This is a genomic window from Pseudarthrobacter sp. RHLT1-30-1, assembly GCF_059383415.1.
Window position 1 is genome coordinate 166979 of sequence record NZ_JBWZCG010000001.1, and the last position, 17999, is coordinate 184977.

Genomic DNA, 17999 nt, shown 5'->3' on the forward strand with positions numbered 1-17999 from the left:
CAAGAGCTGAGACTCTAGCGGTCCGGACGGATACCAGCCGATTCATACAGTACAGACTGAGAGCCAGTTATGACATAGAACACATAGGGGAAATCTAAATTAGTCAATCAATTCGACAGCCCATCAAGGACCGCCCGCACCGGAGCGGCGCTGACGGCCCTGACGAGCTGCCGATTCCTGGGGCTTTGGGCGCTTCCAGGGGCCCTACTGGCGGGGCGTTCGGACAACTTCGCTGATCCATGCGCGCGTCTTCTCATCGACGGGTCCGGCCACATTGCTGTCCCTGGCCTTCCGGTCCGCCTTGATTTTCTGCAGGACCATCCGCCCGAGGCCGGCGAACACGGCGGCAGCGACAACGGGTAAAAGCACGGATTTCGATTTCTCAGCCATACGCACATGCTACTGACGGGGCACCGGGGTGACCATAGCGTCGTCGCAGGTCACACCGCGTGACAAGGCCGTCCGCCGGGGAGCGTCCCGGCCGGCCGTCCCGGCGGCCCAACGGGCGCCGTTCACACTCCCCCGCCGGAATGCGGCCGGACGCACCGTGGCCGGTAGAATGGGCTTGCACGCTCGCGGAGCGCCCTCTCACGCTGTCTTCACCAAACAGCCCTCACCACAACGGGACAGGTGTGAGACGGCATCACTCCGCTGCGCCCTTACCCAAATGCTCACGCACAGGAGTTGCCGGATGCCCCGGATCGTTGTCGACGTCATGCCCAAGCCCGAGATTCTGGACCCGCAGGGGAAAGCCATCGTGGGTGCACTCCCCCGGCTGGGCTTCACCGCGTTCAGCGCTGTCCGCCAGGGCAAACGCTTTGAACTCACGGTCGACGGCGAGGTGACCGAAGAGATCCTGGCCCAGGCCCGGAACGCCGCGGAGACCCTGCTGTCGAACCCGGTCATCGAGGACGTCGTCAACGTCGAGGTCGTCGAGGCCTGAGATGACTGAACTCCCCCTGATCGGCGAAACCACCGCCGCCGCTCCTGGTGCCCGCGGGCTCGCGGGCGCGAAGATCGGTGTCGTTACCTTCCCCGGTACCCTGGACGACCGCGACGCCGTCCGCGCGGTGCGCCTGGCCGGCGCCACCCCGGTGGCCCTCTGGCATGCAGACACCACGTTGGGCGACGTCGACGCCGTCGTCATCCCCGGTGGTTTCTCCTACGGCGATTACCTCCGCGCCGGCGCCATCTCACGGTTCGCTCCGCTGATGGCCAGGATCATCGACGCCGCCAACTCGGACGCCCGGCTGCCCGTGCTGGGCATCTGCAACGGCTTCCAGATCCTCACCGAATCGCACCTGCTGCCCGGGTCGATGATCAAGAACGACCACCTGAAGTTCATGTGCCGCGACCAGGTCCTGCGGGTGGAAAACAACGCCACCGCGTGGACCCGGGACTACGCCGCCGGCCAGGAAATCACGGTGCCGCTGAAGAACCAGGACGGCCAGTACATTGCGGACGAGAAGACCCTCGATGCGCTGGAGGCGGAGGGACGGGTCGTGTTCCGCTACGTCGGCTTCAACCCGAACGGCTCGCGCCGCGACATCGCCGGCATCTCCAACGCCGAGGGCAACGTCGTGGGCCTCATGCCGCACCCGGAGCACGCAGTGGAGGCCGGCTTCGGCCCCGAAAACGGCTCCGGCACCGAGGGCCTCGGCTTCTTCACCTCTGTACTGAACAAGATCGTGGGAGACAACAAATGACGGAGACGTCAACAGGCCGGACGGCTGGCACCGCCACCGAGACCAAGAAATTCAACATCGACACCGTCGAGAACGCGGCGAAGACCCCCGCCGTCGAACTCCCCTGGGCCGAGCTGGGCCTCAAGAAGAACGAGTTCGACGAGGTCATCAAGGTGCTGGGCCGCCGCCCGACCGGCGCCGAGCTCGCCATGTACTCCGTGATGTGGAGCGAGCACTGCTCCTACAAGTCCTCCAAGAACCACCTGCGCCAGTTCGGCGAAAAGGTGACGGAGGAGATGAAGAAGGACATGCTCGTGGGGATCGGCGAAAACGCCGGCGTCACAAACCTGGGCGACGGCTGGGCCGTGACGTTCAAGATCGAGTCCCACAACTCGCCGTCCTTCGTCGAGCCGTACCAGGGTGCCGCGACCGGCATCGGCGGGATTGTCCGCGACATCATTTCGATGGGCGCCCGCCCCGTCGCCGTAATGGATCCGCTGCGTTTCGGCGCGATTGACCACCCGGACACGGCCCGCGTCATGCACGGCGCGGTCGCCGGCATCGGCGGCTACGGCAACTCCCTGGGCCTGCCGAACATCGGCGGCGAAATGGTCTTCGACTCGGTCTACCAGGGCAACCCGCTGGTCAACGCCCTGGCCGTCGGCGTCATGCGCCACGAGGACATCCGCCTCGCCAACGCTTCCGGCAAGGGCAACAAGGTGGTGCTCTTCGGCGCCCGCACCGGCGGCGACGGCATCGGCGGCGCCTCCGTGCTGGCCTCGGAATCCTTCGACAGCACAAAGCCGTCCAAGCGCCCCGCCGTGCAGGTCGGCGACCCGTTCGCCGAAAAGGTCCTGATCGAATGCTGCCTCGAGCTGTTCAAGGGCTCCCTGGTGGAGGGCATCCAGGACCTCGGCGCCGCGGGCATTTCCTGCGCCACGTCCGAGCTCGCCTCCAACGGCGACGGCGGCATGGAAGTCGAACTGACCTCCGTCCTGCTCCGCGATCCCACCCTGACCCCGGGCGAAATCCTGATGTCCGAGTCGCAGGAACGCATGATGGCCGTCGTAACCCCCGAGAACGTCGCCGCGTTTGAAGCGGTCATGGACAAGTGGGCTGTCGAGTACTCCTGGCTGGGCGAGGTGACCGATACCGGCCGCCTGATCATCACGTGGGAAGGCGAAGTCATCGTCGACGTCGACCCGCGCACCGTGGCGCACGACGGTCCGGTCTACGACCGCCCCTACGCGCGCCCGGAGTGGCAGGACGCCGTGCAGGCCGATGCTTTCACCGGGTCCGTGCAGGACGCCGGCCGCCCGGCCGCACCCGCCGAGCTCGCCGCCGCCATCACCGAGCTCGTCGCGTCCCCGAACATGTGCGACAAGTCCTGGATCACCCAGCAGTACGACCGCTACGTCGGCGGCAACACCGCCATGGCGTTCCCGGACGACGCCGGCGTGGTCCGGGTGGACGAGAAAACCGGGCTGGGCGTGGCCCTGGCCACCGACGCCAACGGCCGCTACACCTACCTCGACCCGTACCACGGCGCCCAGCTGGCGCTGGCCGAGGCCTACCGCAACGTCGCCACCTCCGGCGCCGTGCCGATGGCCGTCAGCGACTGCCTGAACTTCGGCTCCCCCGAGGATCCGGACGTGATGTGGCAGCTGGCCGAGGCTATCCGCGGCCTGTCCGACGCGTGCATGGTGCTGGGCATCCCGGTCACCGGCGGCAACGTCTCGCTCTACAACCAGACCGGCACCACCCCCATCCACCCCTCCCCGGTGGTGGCAGTGCTGGGCAAGTTCGACGACGTCGCGCGCCGTACGCCGTCGGGCTGGAAGGAAGATGGCCAGGCCATCTACCTGCTCGGCACAACGGCGGCGGAACTGGACGGTTCGGAATGGTCCAACATGCGCGGACACCTGGGCGGGCTGCCGCCCAAGGTTGACCTCGACGCCGAACGCGCGCTGGGCGAGATCCTGATCAACGCCTCCCGCGACGGCATGGTGGACTCCGCCCACGACCTCTCCGAAGGCGGCCTCGCGGCGGCCCTCGTGGAGTCCTCGCTGCGCTACGGCGTCGGTGCCCGGATCGCCCTGCAGGACGTCCTGGACCGCGACGGCGTGGACCTGTTCACCGCCCTGTTCTCTGAGACGCAGGGCCGCGCCATTGTGGCCGTGCCCCGCTCCGAGGAGATCCGGTTCAAGGACATGTGCACCGCCCGCGGCTTCCCGCACCTGCGGATCGGCGTTGTCGACGCCGAGGGCGGCACCCTGGAGATCACCGGCGTCGAGACCATGAACCTCGACGCCCTCCGCGAAGCCCACGAGGCGACCCTGCCGAAGTACTTCGGCTAGCGTCCCCTTCCCCCCTCCCATCGAGTGCTCCGTAGCCGCCCTTTTGAACCCCCAGAACGGCAGTTACGGAGCATTCGTTTGGGTCACCGGCCGGGACGCCAGCCGGCTTGGACCAGTGCGGCGCGCACCTTGGCCACGGCAGCCTTGGCATCATTGGGCATGTGCCGCTTCGAGATCCGGATCTCTGTCCAGCCGAGGGCCGCGTAGCGTTCGGAACGGGCAATGTCCCGGACAATCTGCCCCTCGTCGCCGTGGAGTTCACCCTCGTACTCGATGCCAATCCGGTATTTCCGATAGGACAGGTCGGGCTGGTGGTGCCTAGTTCCGCCGTCGTCGATAATCGGCACGTTCAGCTCCGGTTCCGGAAGGCCGGCCCGAACCATGGCCAGCCTCAGCAGGGACTCCTGCGGCGAATCTGAACCCACTCGAATGAGTTTGAGTGCCTCCCGCGCCCGCCGGATTCCCCGCTTTCCCTTATGGCGGTCGATCATCCGCTGCAGATCACCGAGGCTGCAGAGCGGCAACTCCCTGCCTTCGAGCTCACGCCGGGGCACGCGGACGCAGCTGTCGCCGGCCACGACGAGTTCATCCACGGTCAGCATTTCGGCAAGATCCAGCCAGGTTCGCTCCGGGGTGGTCACCGGAATCCCCTCATGGATCGTGATTTCGTCGTCGTGGAGCTTCATCCGATGAACGATTACATGCGGCCGGTTGAGGTGGGCTGCACCCTCGGGCCTGATCAAGTGGTACATCTGCGGTCCCTCCTTCGCTAGTCGCGCCGGAAGCGAACCAAGCTCCGCCGCGGTGAGGTGCGACGCGGCGCATCGCTCGTTGACCTCGATGAATGGCCGCACTCTCACACTCAGGGGTAGCCCCGGCGTCGGCGGCAGGGACCGAATCCCTCTTCCGAGTCCTGCCAGTGAGCGGTGGCGGAGCCTCTTGGGTGACACTCCGGCGTCCGCCGCTTCGGCAACGGTAAAGGGACGTCCCAGGAGATTTTCCGGCAGCGGCCGTGCGGTTTTCATGGCTTCATCAGAGCAGAACCGCGTGGTCGCCGCAGAAGTTATCCACACCTCCCAACCGCTGCTCCATAAGTGCCGTTTTGACGCCTCATAAGGGCGTCAGCGGAGCAGTCGACGGGGATTAATCGTCGCTGCGGAGTTCCCGCTGGCGGGCGCTGAGCAGCTCGAGTTCCGGGCGCGCCGCCATGAAGCGTTCGACGGCGGCCAGCACCTCGACCAGGTGCGCGCGGTCCGCCGCGACCAGTCCGACGCCGATGACGGCCCGCCGGTACTGGTCCTGGAGTCCGGCCTCCGCGACGGAAACCTCGAAGCGGCGCTTGAGCTCTGCGAGCACCGGCCGAACCACCGAGCGCTTCTCCTTCAGGCTATGGACGTCGCCGAGGAGGACGTCGAATTCAATCCAGCCGATCCACATGAGTTAAGCGTATCGATTGCTCCGTCGCCGTCCTTGTGGGGCCTCAAAAGGGCGGTTACGGAGCAATCGACGGGGTCAGATGGTGAGTTCGCCCATCCGGTCCCAGCTCTCGCCGTCGAGCTGGCGGCTGATGATCCGCGGGGTTTCGAGCAGCGCCTGCGGCATGTCCGCCATGGCCTGCTTGAAATGCGCGCTGTTGACGTGGTCCCCGGCCGCGTCGTCCTTGAACGCCTCGACCAGGACGAATTCGTTGGGATCGTCCAGGCTGCGGGACCACTCGAACCAGAGGTTCCCCGGTTCCTGGCGGGTGGCCTGGGTGAAGTCGTGCACGAGGCCGGGCCACCGTTCGGACCAGTCGGGCTTGACCTTGAATTTGACGACAATGAAGATCACGGGAGTGAGCCTTTCGGTCCGGGGGTGTGGGTGCAGCGGCTTGGGCGGGTGCAGCGGGCGGGATGGTTCGCCTACCATTCTTGCAACAGGACAACGCGAGGTCACACCGCGCCCATGGCGGCGCCATTTATGGGCCGGGAATGACCCCGCGTTGGAGTTGGGAGGGCGGGGTCAGCAGGCGTGGATCGCCTGGCGTGCCTGCTCCTGCTGCTGCGGTGTGCCGACACGTTCGGCCCACTGTTCGGCGAGCTGGAACTCCACCATCGCCTCGGCGCAGCGGCCGGCGTCGTGCAGCGTCCAGCCCAGGTTGTTGTGCAGTGCCACCAGCCAGCGTTTCGTCCGTTCATCGTGCACCGTGGAGGCGTACTCCAGGGCGCTCCGGGTCCAGGTTTCGGCGTGGGCAGGGTCGGCAATGGCGAGCATGTGCAGGGCATCCACGGCCAGGAATTCCTCGCCGAGGTGGTCCGCGAGTTCCGCGGCCTGTTCCAAGAGCGGCACGGCCATTTCCGCGTGGCCGCCGGAGTTCAGCACCCGCCCGCGCTCCAGCAGCACCCGGACAGCCACGGTGGGCTCGTCGCCGTCGACCGCGTCCAGCAGCGCGTCGGCTTCCTCGTACCTGCCCTGCAGGCCGATGGCCCGGCCCAGTTGGGTGGTGAGCTCGGCCCGTTCGTCGGCGTCGTAGGCGGGATCCCGGGACGCTGCCCGGAAACGCGCTTCAGACAGCGCGGGGTCATCGAAGTTCCATAGTTGGTCTAGGGTCTGTTGATCCAGCATTGCTGCCTGCTCTCAGTTCACACCTGCGGCCAGTTCCTGGGCACTCCTAATGTAGCGGGAAGTCAGGTGGCCGCGCGCCCGTTCCGTCACGGCGCCGCCCGCTCGGTAGAACCAGTTGGACGGCTCACCGAAGGCAGTGATGCGGATCAGGACCTGGCCCCGGGCGTCGATGGAGACCTCGAAGGCTTCCTCGCCGCGGACGGGATGCCCGGGGAGGGTCCCGTAGCCGAACCCGGCGGACTGCGCAGTGTCCCCCGGCACCGGACGGCGGACCCAGACGACTTCGCACGGCGCGTTGATCCGGAACGGCCCGACGCCGAATCCGCTCACCACACGCACGCCGGGGGCCACGACGCCGGACTCCGCACGGACCCTCAGGCCGGCCCGTTTCTGCAGCTGCCAGGTCAGCATCCCCTGCACCACGCGCCGGTAGGTGGCCACGCCCTCGCCCAGGTAGGCGTGCGTGACCAGGCATTCGGCGTCCGCGGGCGGCGGGCCATGTTCCGTGGACCCGACCCCGTTATAGTTCAGCTCACCGGCAGCGATCCGCGGATTCATGAGCGTCGCCCGCCGGCAAGCCGCGCCCAGCCCAGTTGCTCCTGCTGGCGCCGGCTCAGCGAAGCGACCACGAGGTCGTAGGAGTCCTCCACCATGTCGCGCACCATCGAATCGGGCAGCGAGCCATCGAGGCGCACGCCGTTCCAGTGCTTTTTGTTCATGTGCCACGCCCCGGTGATCTCCGGGTGGGCGGCGCGCAACTGCTCAGCCAGGGCGGGCTCGCACTTGAGGCTGACGGAGAGGTCGGCCTCGTCCAGGGCGGAAAGGGCGAACATTTTGGCTCCGTGCCGGGACCCGCCGGACACGGCAGCCTGCACCTTGAAGACAGACGTCTCGGGCCCGAACGGGAAGTCTTCGAACGAGCCGGGAAACTCGAGGCAGATCTTGCGGAGTACGGCTGCGTCCATGATCCGAGCCTAGAGGCCGGCGCGGACATTTTGCAGTCGGTCAGAGGCCGAAGCGCCTGGCGTCCTGCGCCGGGCAGGCGTTCATGATGACGTCGAGACCGGCAGCTTTCGCCCGGGCCGCCGCGGCCTCATCGATGACGCCCAGCTGCATCCAGACGGCCCCCGCCCCCGCGGCGATTGCCTGGTCCACCACGGCCCCGACCTTCTGGGAATTCACAAAACAGTCCACGACGTCGATCGGCTGCTTCCCGGCCGGGATGTCAGCAAGGGTGGTGTAGCCGGTTTCCCCGTGGACGGGATCACCGGGCAGGTTCACCGGGATGATCTCCATCCCGAGCCGGTCGCGGATGAAGAGGGAGGTGTCATAGGCGGCACGCCATTGGTTCTTGGTCAGGCCGACAATTGCCCACCGGCCCTTGGTGCGCATGAGCTTCTCGAGGACTGCCGGATCGTTAACGTGGGCCATGAGCACAGCCTAACCGCCCCGGCGCCGGCGCCGAACAATTGACCGGCCCTCGGCCCGCCAGCACGGAAAGGCCGAATATTACGTCGCAAAACACCCCCATTTGGGAAAAAGCTCCGATTCCGTTTTAGTTAGAAGCGACCATCCCGAGCGGCCGAGAGACCTGGATCGATGAAGCCGCAGCAACCCTGGTCGCCGTCATCCGCCCCTGGATGCCGGCGATAGCTAGGTATGGAGCCAAGGGACAACCGGACTGACCACCCGGTTCAAAGGCTCATTCCGTAGGGTGCTACTGCCAGGACCGATGGAGTAACTTATGACTGCTGTCCTGTCCTCCTCCGCGCCGGAGTCCGTTTTGGACGCCCCCGCCGGAGCCGCCACCCACACCCCGGCACTGCCGGTTGCCTTCCGCTCGCTGCGCCGCACCTTCGGCACCGGCGCAGAGGCCCACACCGTCCTGCGCGACGTCGACTTCGAGATCCGCGCCGGGGAAGTCCTGGCGATCCTCGGCACATCCGGCTGCGGCAAGTCCACTTTGCTCCGCGCCACCGCCGGACTCGACTCCCCCACCTCAGGCAGCGTCGACATCGACGGCAGCCCGGTGCAGGGCATTGATTCCCGCTGCGCCTTCGCCTTCCAGGAACCGCGGCTCCTGCCGTGGCACACCCTGCAGGCCAATATTGCGATCGGCCTGCCCGCCGGCATCAGCGCGCGGGACGGCAAAGCGAAGGTGGCCCGGCTGCTCGACCTCGTGGGCCTGACGAACTTCGCCAAGCACCGCCCGCGCGAGATCTCCGGCGGAATGGCCCAGCGCGCCTCACTGGCCCGGGCGCTCGCCCGCAATCCCGCCGTCCTGCTCCTCGATGAGCCGTTCGGCGCCCTCGACGCACTGACCCGGATCAAGATGCAGGATCTGCTGCTGGACATCCACCGGGCCGAACCCACCACTGTGCTCCTGGTGACGCACGACGTCGACGAGGCCCTCCAGCTTGCCGACCGCATCATCGTCCTGGGCAAGGACCCGAGTGCGGGTGCAGGGGAGGCATCGGCGGCGCCCGGCGCGACAATCGTCCGCACCTTAGCCGTGCCTGGCGACCGCCCCCGGGACCGCGGTTCCGTGGAACTCGCCCGAATGCGGGCCTCGCTCCTGGCGACCCTCGGCGTCGACGGCCACTAGCCGCACCTCCCCCGGTTCCCCACGCCTTCCCAGCCGGAAGCCGCAGCACCTGTTGCGCGCAGACTGCTCCACCGTTTTCACGCCCCTTCGCCTTTCGCTTCGCTCGCTTTTCATACCCCAGAGGATTGCCATGTCATTCGCCCGCAAAGTCACCCGCCGCTCGGTTATTGGCGCCGCCGCCGTCTCCGCCGCCCTCGTCCTGACGGGCTGCGTCGCAGGAGAGGGCTCCGGCGGGTCCCCCGCCTCCAACGCCGCCGTCGAAACCGGCACGCTCAACATCGACTTCGCCACCTACAACCCGCTCAGCCTGGTCATCAAGAAGAAGGGCTGGCTCGAATCCTCCCTGAAGGACCAGGGCGTCACCGTGAACTGGGTCCAGTCGGCCGGCTCCAACAAGGCCAACGAGGCGCTGCGCTCCGGCGCGATCGACGTCGGCTCCACCGCCGGATCCGCTGCCCTGCTGGCCCGCGCCAACGGGTCCCCGATCAAAACGATCGACATCTACTCCCAGCCGGAGTGGGCGGCCCTGGTGGCGAAGGAGTCCTCCGGCATCACCACCGTCGCGGACCTCAAGGGCAAGTCCGTGGCCGCGACCAAGGGCACCGACCCCTACTTCTTCCTGCTGCAGTCCCTCGCCGAAGCCGGGATCTCCGCCAAGGACGTCACGGTGCAGAACCTGCAGCACGCGGACGGCCGTGCCGCGCTGGAAAACGGCTCGGTGGACGCCTGGTCGGGGCTGGACCCGATCATGGCCGGCGCGGAGCAGAAGGGCGCCAAGCTCTTCTACCGGAACCTTTCCTTCAACACCTACGGCTTCCTGAACGCCACGGAATCCTTCCTGAAGAACAAGCCGAAGCAGGCGCAGGCCGTCGTCAACGCCTACGAGAAAGCACGCGCCTGGGCCGCTGCGAACCCGGACGAGACGGCACAGATCCTCGCGGACGTCGCCGGCCTGGACCTCGCCGTCGCGAAGACCGTGGTCCTGGAGCGCAGCAACCTGGACGTGGACCCGGCCCCCGGTGAGGCGCAGCGCAAGGTCCTGGCGAAGATCGGCCCCACGTTCGTGGAAACCGGCGACGTCGCGAGCCAGAAGCAGATCGACGACGCCGTCACCACCATTCTTGATGACTCGCTGGTGAAGAAGGCGGATACGTCCGCCATCAAGGACTCCTGATGCCTCAGCTCAGGAATCCGGCCGTCACCGGCACTAATGTTGCGGACGGGCGCGCTGCAGCCGTCCCCGCAACTCCAGCAGACGCCGCCCGGCCTGGCCTGCCCCTTAAGAGTGCAGGCAGCCTCCCGGCGAACGGATGGTCCCCCGCCGGGATCCTGGCCAACGGCTGGGCGCGTCTGCTCCTTGGATTAATTATTCCCGCGGCGGTGCTTGCCGCCTGGCACCTCTCCACGGCTGCCGGCGTGTTCAGCGTCGTCCAGCTCCCGCCGCCGTCGATGGTGCTGGAGGCGGGCATCGACCTGCTCCAGCGCGGTCAGCTCGGACAGCACATCGCCATCTCCACCCAGCGGGTCCTGATCGGCTTCGCCGCCGGCGCGGCGCTGGGCCTGGTCTTCGGCTCCCTGGTGGGCCTGTCCCGGTTCGCCGATGCCCTGCTCGCACCGACCATCGGTGCCCTCCGCGCCGTCCCGTCGCTGGCGTGGGTGCCGCTGCTCATCCTCTGGATGAAGATCGGCGAGGATTCCAAGATCACCCTGATCCTGATCGGAGCGTTCTTCCCGGTCTTCACCACCGTCTCCCTGGCGCTGCGCCACGTGGACCGGAACCTGGTGGAAGCGGCGCGCGCCTTCGGGCTTAAGGGCGTGAAGCTGCTGACCACGGTGCAGCTCCCGGCCGTGGTTCCGGCGGTCTTCTCCGGGCTCCGGCTGGCGCTGGCGCAGGCCTGGCTGTTCCTCGTGGCCGCCGAACTCATCGCCTCCTCGATGGGCCTCGGCTTCCTCCTCACCGACTCGCAGAACAACGGCCGCACGGACCGGCTCCTGCTGGCGATCGTGTTGCTCGCCGTGATCGGAAAAATTACCGACGCCCTGTTGGGCCTGGCAGAGAAATGGGCAGTGAAACGATGGGCGTAAACACCGAAACCGCCCCGGTCAGTCACCCGGCCACCGAAGCGGAACGACTCTCCTTCTGGGAGGATGCCGCGCTCCGGCTCGACTGGGAGGACGTGCCCGGGCAGGACAAGCCCTGGCACACCACCCACCGCCGCGTTCCGGCCGACGTCGACGCCGGCACCGGCCCGGACATCACCTGGTTCGACGGCGGGCGGCTCAACGTCGCCTACAACTGCGTCGACCGCCACGTGGCGGCGGGGCGCGGGGACAAAGTGGCCCTGCACTTCGAGGGCGAACCGGGCGACCGCCGCACCATCAGCTACGCCGAACTGCAGCGCGAGGTCTCCCGGGCCGCCAACGCCCTGCTGGGCCTCGGCATCACCAAGGGCGACCGGGTGGTCATCTACCTCCCGGTCATCCCCGAAACGGTGATCATCACCCTGGCCGTGGCCCGCATCGGCGCCATCCACTCGCTGGTCTTCGGCGGCTTCTCCGCCGAGGCGCTCAAGTTCCGGGTGGAGGACACCGGCGCCAAACTGCTGGTCACCACCGACGGCCAGTTCCGCCGCGGCGTCGCCGTGCCGGTCAAGGACAACGCGGACACGGCCGTCGCCGGGGACAACGCGATCGAGCACGTCCTGGTGGTCAACCGCACCACCGCACCGGACCTGCTGGACACCGTCCCGATGACCGCGGGCCGCGACGTCTGGTGGCATGACGCCGTCGGGCAGGCCTCCCCGCAGCACACGCCGGAAGCCTTCGACGCCGAGACGCCGCTGTTCATCATGTACACCTCCGGCACCACCGGGAAGCCCAAGGGCCTGGTCCACACCTCCGGCGGCTACCTCACGCAGGCGTCCTGGAGCTTTGAGCACCTCTTCAGCAACCCGGACCCGGCCCTCCGGGACCTGGACGTCCACTGGTGCACGGCCGACCTCGCCTGGGTCACCGCCCACACCTACGAGCTGTACGGCCCGCTCTCCAACGGAGCCACGCAGGTGATCTTCGAGGGCACACCCAACACCCCGCATCCCGGCCGGCACTTCGAAATCATCGAACGCTACGGTGTCACGCAGTACTACACCGCACCCACCCTGGTCCGGTCCCTGATGGGCTGGTTCCCGGACGGCGTTCCGGCCAGCTACGACCTCTCCTCGATCCGCCTGCTCGGCACCGTGGGCGAGGCCGTGAACCCGGAGGCCTGGCGCTGGTTCCGGGCCAACGTCGGAGCCGGGACCGCCCCCGTGGTGGATACCTGGTGGCAGTCCGAAACCGGTGCCACCATCCTCTCCCCCGCCCCCACCGACACGGAGTTCAAGCCGGGCTGCGCGGCCCGTCCCCTGCCCGGCGTCGGCACCCGGATCGTGGACGACGCCGGCAACACCGTGCCGCCGGGGGTCCAGGGCTTCATCGTGGTCGATGCCCCCGGCCCCGCCATCGCCCGGACTGTGTGGGGGAACCCGCAGCGCTACTTCGATTCGTACTGGCGCCAGTACGCCGAACAGGGCTGGTTCCTTGCCGGCGACGGCGCAAAGTACGACGACGACGGCGACATCTGGATCCTCGGGCGCGTGGACGACACGCTCAACGTCTCCGGGCACCTGCTCTCCACGATCGAGATCGAATCAGCCCTCGTCTCGCACCCGGACGTCGTGGAGGCCGGCGTCTGCCCTGTCGCGGACCCGAAGACCGGCCACGCGATCGTCGCGTTCGTCGTGCTGAAAGGTTCGGCGGCTACCACGGACATCGCGTCCGAATTGAAGGCCCACGTCGCGAAGGAGATCGGGCCGATCGCTAAGCCGCGCGACGTCGTCGTCGTGGAGGACGTGCCGAAGACACGCAGCGGCAAGATCATGCGCCGGCTGCTGACCCAGCTGTTCGAAGGAACCACGCTCGGCGACACGACCTCGCTCCAGAACGAGCCGTCGATCGCCGGCATCCAGTCCGTCCTGCGTGAACGCAATGACACCACCAGAAATACCCAGAAGTAAGGACCCCCATGACTGACATCAGCACCGTCGCCCGTCTTTCCGAACCGCTCAAGTTCGCCTATTGGGTTCCCAACGTCTCCGGCGGCCTCGTCGTCTCCACCATCGAACAGCGCACCGGCTGGGACTTCGACTACAACAAGAAGCTCGCCCGGATCGCGGAGAACTCGGGCTTCGAATACGCCCTCACCCAGACCCGCTACGCGGCCTCCTACGGCGCGGACAAGCAGCACGAGGCCACCTCGTTCAGCCTGGCGCTGCTGGCCGCCACGGAGCGGCTCAAGGTCATCTCCGCTGTCCACCCGGGCATGTGGCACCCCGGTGTGCTGGCTAAATTCATCATCACGGCCGACCACATCTCCAACGGCCGCGCCGCCGTGAACATCGTCTCCGGCTGGCTCAAGGCGGAGTTCGAGAACTTCGGGCTCGAATGGCTTGAGCACGACGAACGCTACGTCCGCACCGAGGAGTTCATCAGGGTCCTCCGCGGGCTGTGGACCGAGCAGGAGTACAGCCAGTCCGGCAAGTACTACAACATCAACAACTTCACCCTGCAGCCTGCCCCGGTGGACGTGCCGGGCCGCGCGCACCCGGAGATCTTCTTCGGCGGCAACTCGACCGCGGCGCAGGCCACGGCCGGCCGCGTGGCGGACTGGTACTTCTCCAACGGCAAGGACCTGGAGGGCTTCAAGGAGAACATCGCCGGCGTCGTCGCTTCCGCAGGAGAAAGCGGACGAGGAACCCGCCGCGGCTCAGAGGGCGCACTCCCCGCCCCGCGCTTTGGCCTGAACGGCTTCGTGATCGCCCGCGATACCGAGAAGGAAGCCCGCGACACCCTTCGCGAGATCGTCGAGAAGGCGCACAAGCCCGCCGTCGAAGGTTTCCGCGACGCCGTCCAGGAGGCCGGCTCGTCCACCAAGGACGGCAAGGGCATGTGGGCCGATTCGAGCTTCGAGGACCTGGTCCAGTACAACGACGGCTTCAAGACCCAGCTGATCGGCACCCCCGAGCAGATCGCGGAACGGATCGTGGAGTACAAGAAGATCGGCGTGAACCTGTTCCTCACCGGGTACCTGCACTTCCAGGAGGAAGTCGCCGCGTTCGGTACGGACATCCTGCCGATTGTCCGCGAGCTCGAAGCGGACCTGGCCCGCAGGAACGGCACGGAGCTGGACCTGTCCGGCACCCCGGTGGCTTCGGCCGCCGCAACGTCCGGGCTGGTGAACGCGTAATGGCTGACCGCAAGTTTGGTTTCCGCACCCGCGCCCTGCACGCCGGTGGCACGCCCGACGCCGAGCACGGCGCCCGGGCCGTCCCGATCTACCAGACCACGTCCTTCGTGTTCAAGGACACCCAGGACGCCGCCAACCTCTTCGCGCTGCAGAAGTACGGCAACATCTACTCCCGGATCGGCAACCCCACAGTCGCCGCGTTCGAGGAACGCATCGCGTCCCTCGAAGGCGGGATCGGCGCCGTCGCCACGTCCTCGGGCATGGCCGCGGAGTTCATCACCTTCGCCGCGCTCACCCAGTCCGGTGACCACATCGTCGCGGCCTCCCAGCTGTACGGCGGCACTGTCACGCAGCTGGACGTCACGCTGCGCCGCTTCGGCGTGGACACCACCTTCGTTCCCGGCACCGACCCGGCGGACTATGCCGCCGCGGTCCGGGAGAACACCAAGGCGATCTTCGTCGAGGTGGTGGCCAACCCGTCGTCGGAAGTCCAGGACCTGGAGGGGCTGGCAAAGGTAGCGCACGACGCCGGTATCCCCCTCGTCGTCGACGCCACCCTAAGCACGCCGTACCTCGTGCGGCCGATCGAACACGGGGCCGACATCGTGATCCACTCCGCCACCAAGTTCCTCGGCGGGCACGGCACCACCCTCGGCGGCGTCATCGTCGAGAGCGGCCGCTTCAACTGGGGCAACGGGAAGTTCCCCACGATGACCGAACCGGTGGCCTCCTACGGGAATGTCTCCTGGTGGGGGAACTTCGGCGAGTACGGATTCCTGACCAAGCTGCGCTGCGAGCAGCTGCGCGACATCGGACCCGCGCTGTCGCCGATGTCCGCGTTCCAGCTGCTGCAAGGCGTGGAGACCCTCCCGCAGCGCCTGGACGAGCACCTCAAGAACGCCCAGGCCGTGGCGGAATGGCTTGAAGCGGATGAGCGCGTGGCCTACGTGAACTTCTCCGGGCTGCCCTCGCACCCGCACTTCGAGCGGGCCAAAAAGTACCTGCCGCTCGGACCCGGCTCGGTGTTCTCCTTCGGTGTGAAGGGGGGCCGCGCCGCCGGGCAGAAGTTCATCGAGTCCCTGCAGCTGGCCTCGCACCTGGCCAACGTCGGCGACTCACGGACCCTCGTGATCCACCCGGGTTCCACGACCCACCAGCAGCTCAGCCCCGAACAGCTCGAGTCCGCCGGAATCCCCGAGGATCTGGTCCGGATCTCGATCGGGCTCGAAGACATCGAGGACATCCTCTGGGACCTCGACCAGGCCCTGGCCGTGGCAACCACCGCAACGGCCGGATCGGAGTCCGTCCCGGACACCCTTGCGGCCGACACCTGCACGATTGGAGCACTCTCATGAGCAGCGAAGAAACCCGCACCTGGACCAGCCCGTCTGCTCCGGAGCGGCTGAACCTGCTGCGGCAGGCGAAATCGATCGCGATTGTGGGCGCTTCGGACAAGCCGTCCCGGGCGAGCTACTTCGTGGCGACCTACCTGCAGTCCTCCACACGCTACAAGGTGTATTTCGTGAACCCGGTGGTGAAGGAAATCCTGGGCGAGCCGACCTACGCCTCGCTGGCGGACCTCCCGGAGAGCCCGGACATCGTGGACGTTTTCCGCAAGCACGATGACCTGCCGGGTGTCCTGGAAGAGGCCATCGCGGCCGGCGCCAAGACCCTGTGGCTGCAGCTGGGCTCGTGGCACGAGGATGTGGCGAAGGAAGCCGAGGCTGCCGGGCTCGACGTCGTGATGGACCGCTGCGTGAAGATTGAGCATGCCCGGTTCCACGGCGGCCTGCACCTGGCCGGCTTCGACACCGGCGTCATTTCCTCCAAGCGGCAGGTGCTCGCCTAGCCCGTCCTGCGCGTTCGGCTGCCGAACTCGCGGGAAACGTGCCTGGTCGCTGTAACGAAACAGCGAGCCGGCACGTTACCCGCGACCGGGGCGACCGGCCCGGGTGGCCGGGCCGCCGCCGGGGGGGCTCGGACCGGACTAGGGCTTTCCGGGGAGCTCCGGAAGCACGCCCGGAAGGGTCGGCACCGGCAGCGGAGCCCTGGGGAGATTGTGGTCCTCGCCCGGACCCGGGAGCCCGGGAATCCCCGGTGTGACCGGGCGGTGCGGCGGCGTCGGAAGAACTCCGTCCCGTCCAAGAGCGGGTGGAGTGGCCGGCGCGCCTGGCGCAGCAGGAACCGCACCAGCGGATCCAGGAGCTGCGGCCGCGCCATCGGCTGTCGTCGGGGTGGTGGCTGTAGCCGGAATTGACGGCACGGGAGCTGCCGGGATATGCGCCGGTGAGGGTCCGGCCGGTTGTGGGGCCGAATCCGGTGTCGCGCCGGACGGCTGGAAGACGACGCCCACGGCGTGGCTGACACTGGCCCGGAAGTCCTCGCCGGAGGCTGCCACGGCGCCGGCCCCGAGGGTCATGGCACCTACGACAGCGCCGCCAACGATCGCCAGCCGGCGCTTCCGGCCGCGGCGCTCGGCCAGGCTGGAAACGCCCGCCGGCAGCGCTTCCTCGGCGGGACCCGGCGTCGAAGTCTCCCTAGGACCCGGCGTAGCAGTCCCCAGGGGACCCGGCAGCGCCTCCTCGGCGGGACCCGGCACGGACGCGAGGGTGGGCATCGCCGTCGTCGTGTCAGCGGAAGTACCGGCTGCGGGAGCACCGGATCCTGCGGAGGAACCCACGGCCAGCAGCGCCGCGAGGTCGGCGCGGGGCGCAGGGGCCTGGGAAGGGACCAGGGATCGTAGCTCTTCGAGCGAACTGCGGAGCTCGGTCGCTGCTTCGAGGCCGGAGTCACGGAGCATCGCCTGGATGCTGCCATCCTGCTGGGGTTCGTGGGATCCGGTCATGATGCTGCGTGGTCCTTTTCGGTGACGAGTTCGCGCAGGGCACTGAGCCCGCGTCGTTGAAGCTGTTTAATGGCACCCGGCGTCTTGTCCATGATGCGGGCGACCTGGTCGATGGAGAGGTCCGCGACGATCCTCAGGACCAGGACTTCCCGTTGCTCATCGTTGAGCCGGGAGAGGAAATCAGTAAGGCCTCCCAGCGAACCGAGTACCTCGTCCTCGGCGGAAGCGGCGTACCGTGTGTCATCCCGGGGGTCGTATTCGGCCAGGTACGGCGTCCGGTCGGCCCGCCGGTGGTGGTCCACCAGCCGGGCGTGGGCGACGGAGAAAATGAAGGTCCGCAGGCCGCTCCGGCCCCCGGTGACCTTGGAGAGTTTCGGCAGGATGTCGACGAAGACGTCCTGGGTCAACGCCTCGGCGTCGTCCACCCCGCGGGCCCGGAAGTAACCCAACACCGCGGGTGAAATGCTGGCGTAGACAGCGCTGAATCCTGATGGCTCGCCCGCCAAGGCGGCTGACATTTCGTCATCGCTGAGCTGTGCTGCCAAGTGGCTGTCCTTCCGGTTGCTGCCGGGGTGCGGCCCTGCCAGTGTAGCGGCCGCACCCCCGGGCGCCTCCGTAG

20 protein-coding genes are annotated in these 17999 nt (G+C 67.6%); 10 read left to right on the plus strand and 10 right to left on the minus strand.

Translation table 11 applies throughout. The annotated features are described in order from the left end of the window. Positions 1-204: 204 nt before the first annotated feature. Positions 205-390, minus strand: a complete 186-nt coding sequence (locus tag AC50YM_RS00805) for a hypothetical protein (protein ID WP_494955114.1) — start codon at positions 388-390, stop codon at positions 205-207. 301 nt (positions 391-691) lie between these two features. Here AC50YM_RS00805 and purS point away from each other — a divergent pair, with 301 nt between their 5' ends. The 3 genes from purS to purL are packed head-to-tail and all read left to right on the plus strand — an operon-like array spanning position 692 to position 4042. Continuing rightward, positions 692-943 carry a phosphoribosylformylglycinamidine synthase subunit PurS gene (purS, locus tag AC50YM_RS00810; protein ID WP_056427643.1) on the plus strand — a complete coding sequence of 84 codons (252 nt, stop codon included), beginning with the start codon at positions 692-694 and terminating at the stop codon, positions 941-943. A 1-nt stretch (position 944) separates the two neighbouring features. Next, positions 945-1706: a phosphoribosylformylglycinamidine synthase subunit PurQ gene (gene purQ / locus AC50YM_RS00815; RefSeq protein ID WP_494955115.1), complete on the plus strand. Its 762-nt coding sequence runs from the start codon at positions 945-947 to the stop codon at positions 1704-1706. Beyond that, a complete protein-coding gene (gene purL / locus AC50YM_RS00820) occupies positions 1703-4042 on the plus strand; it encodes a phosphoribosylformylglycinamidine synthase subunit PurL (protein ID WP_494955116.1) in 2340 nt (779 codons plus the stop codon). The genes purQ and purL overlap by 4 nt, the downstream gene beginning before the upstream one ends. An 83-nt stretch (positions 4043-4125) precedes the next feature. Here the strand turns inward: purL and AC50YM_RS00825 are convergent, their stop codons facing one another. From AC50YM_RS00825 to AC50YM_RS00855, 7 genes are all read right to left on the minus strand, one after another. Then, a complete protein-coding gene (locus AC50YM_RS00825; protein ID WP_494955117.1) occupies positions 4126-4902 on the minus strand; it encodes a type IV toxin-antitoxin system AbiEi family antitoxin in 777 nt (258 codons plus the stop codon). A gap of 283 nt (positions 4903-5185) precedes the next feature. After that, positions 5186-5479, minus strand: coding sequence for a DUF503 domain-containing protein (locus AC50YM_RS00830; protein WP_494955118.1), 294 nt, complete (start codon positions 5477-5479; stop codon positions 5186-5188). Between the two features lie 75 nt (positions 5480-5554). Next, complete coding sequence (locus AC50YM_RS00835) at positions 5555-5872, minus strand: putative quinol monooxygenase (RefSeq protein WP_494955119.1); 318 nt, start codon at positions 5870-5872, stop codon at positions 5555-5557. A 171-nt stretch (positions 5873-6043) separates the two neighbouring features. Next, positions 6044-6646 carry a hypothetical protein gene (locus AC50YM_RS00840; RefSeq protein ID WP_494955120.1) on the minus strand — a complete coding sequence of 201 codons (603 nt, stop codon included), beginning with the start codon at positions 6644-6646 and terminating at the stop codon, positions 6044-6046. 12 nt (positions 6647-6658) lie between these two features. After that, on the minus strand, positions 6659-7204 hold the full coding sequence (locus AC50YM_RS00845; protein ID WP_494955121.1) for a DUF1990 domain-containing protein: 546 nt from the start codon (positions 7202-7204) through the stop codon (positions 6659-6661). Next, positions 7201-7611, minus strand: coding sequence for an MmcQ/YjbR family DNA-binding protein (locus AC50YM_RS00850; protein WP_494955122.1), 411 nt, complete (start codon positions 7609-7611; stop codon positions 7201-7203). The genes AC50YM_RS00845 and AC50YM_RS00850 overlap by 4 nt, the downstream gene beginning before the upstream one ends. A 40-nt stretch (positions 7612-7651) precedes the next feature. Then, entirely contained in the window at positions 7652-8077 is a 426-nt protein-coding gene (locus AC50YM_RS00855; RefSeq protein ID WP_494955123.1) for a CoA-binding protein, read from the minus strand. Positions 8078-8390: 313 nt separating this feature from the next. Between AC50YM_RS00855 and AC50YM_RS00860 the strand changes: the two genes are divergently transcribed. The 7 genes from AC50YM_RS00860 (at position 8391) to AC50YM_RS00890 (ending at position 16384) form a co-directional block, all read left to right on the plus strand. After that, positions 8391-9251: an ABC transporter ATP-binding protein gene (locus AC50YM_RS00860; RefSeq protein ID WP_494955124.1), complete on the plus strand. Its 861-nt coding sequence runs from the start codon at positions 8391-8393 to the stop codon at positions 9249-9251. Between the two features lie 130 nt (positions 9252-9381). After that, the gene (locus tag AC50YM_RS00865; protein ID WP_494955125.1) at positions 9382-10425 is read left to right on the plus strand and encodes an aliphatic sulfonate ABC transporter substrate-binding protein; all 1044 of its coding nucleotides are present in this window, start codon (positions 9382-9384) and stop codon (positions 10423-10425) included. Continuing rightward, on the plus strand, positions 10425-11336 hold the full coding sequence (locus AC50YM_RS00870; RefSeq protein ID WP_494955126.1) for an ABC transporter permease: 912 nt from the start codon (positions 10425-10427) through the stop codon (positions 11334-11336). The genes AC50YM_RS00865 and AC50YM_RS00870 overlap by 1 nt, the downstream gene beginning before the upstream one ends. After that, complete coding sequence (acs, locus tag AC50YM_RS00875) at positions 11312-13306, plus strand: acetate--CoA ligase (protein WP_494955127.1); 1995 nt, start codon at positions 11312-11314, stop codon at positions 13304-13306. Before AC50YM_RS00870 ends, acs begins: the two co-directional genes overlap by 25 nt. 8 nt (positions 13307-13314) lie before the next feature. Then, a complete protein-coding gene (sfnG, locus tag AC50YM_RS00880; protein ID WP_494955128.1) occupies positions 13315-14535 on the plus strand; it encodes a dimethylsulfone monooxygenase SfnG in 1221 nt (406 codons plus the stop codon). Next, positions 14535-15890 (plus strand): O-acetylhomoserine aminocarboxypropyltransferase/cysteine synthase family protein, encoded by a 1356-nt coding sequence (locus AC50YM_RS00885; RefSeq protein ID WP_494955129.1) that lies wholly within the window; start codon positions 14535-14537, stop codon positions 15888-15890. The genes sfnG and AC50YM_RS00885 overlap by 1 nt, the downstream gene beginning before the upstream one ends. Further along, positions 15887-16384, plus strand: coding sequence for a CoA-binding protein (locus AC50YM_RS00890; RefSeq protein ID WP_494955130.1), 498 nt, complete (start codon positions 15887-15889; stop codon positions 16382-16384). The genes AC50YM_RS00885 and AC50YM_RS00890 overlap by 4 nt, the downstream gene beginning before the upstream one ends. Before the next feature lie 138 nt (positions 16385-16522). On the opposite strand, the gene AC50YM_RS00895 is transcribed toward AC50YM_RS00890, so the two are convergent. Further along, positions 16523-17380, minus strand: a complete 858-nt coding sequence (locus AC50YM_RS00895) for a hypothetical protein (protein ID WP_494955131.1) — start codon at positions 17378-17380, stop codon at positions 16523-16525. Next, entirely contained in the window at positions 17377-17925 is a 549-nt protein-coding gene (locus AC50YM_RS00900) for an RNA polymerase sigma factor (RefSeq protein ID WP_494955132.1), read from the minus strand. The genes AC50YM_RS00895 and AC50YM_RS00900 overlap by 4 nt, the downstream gene beginning before the upstream one ends. Positions 17926-17999: the final 74 nt, after the last annotated feature.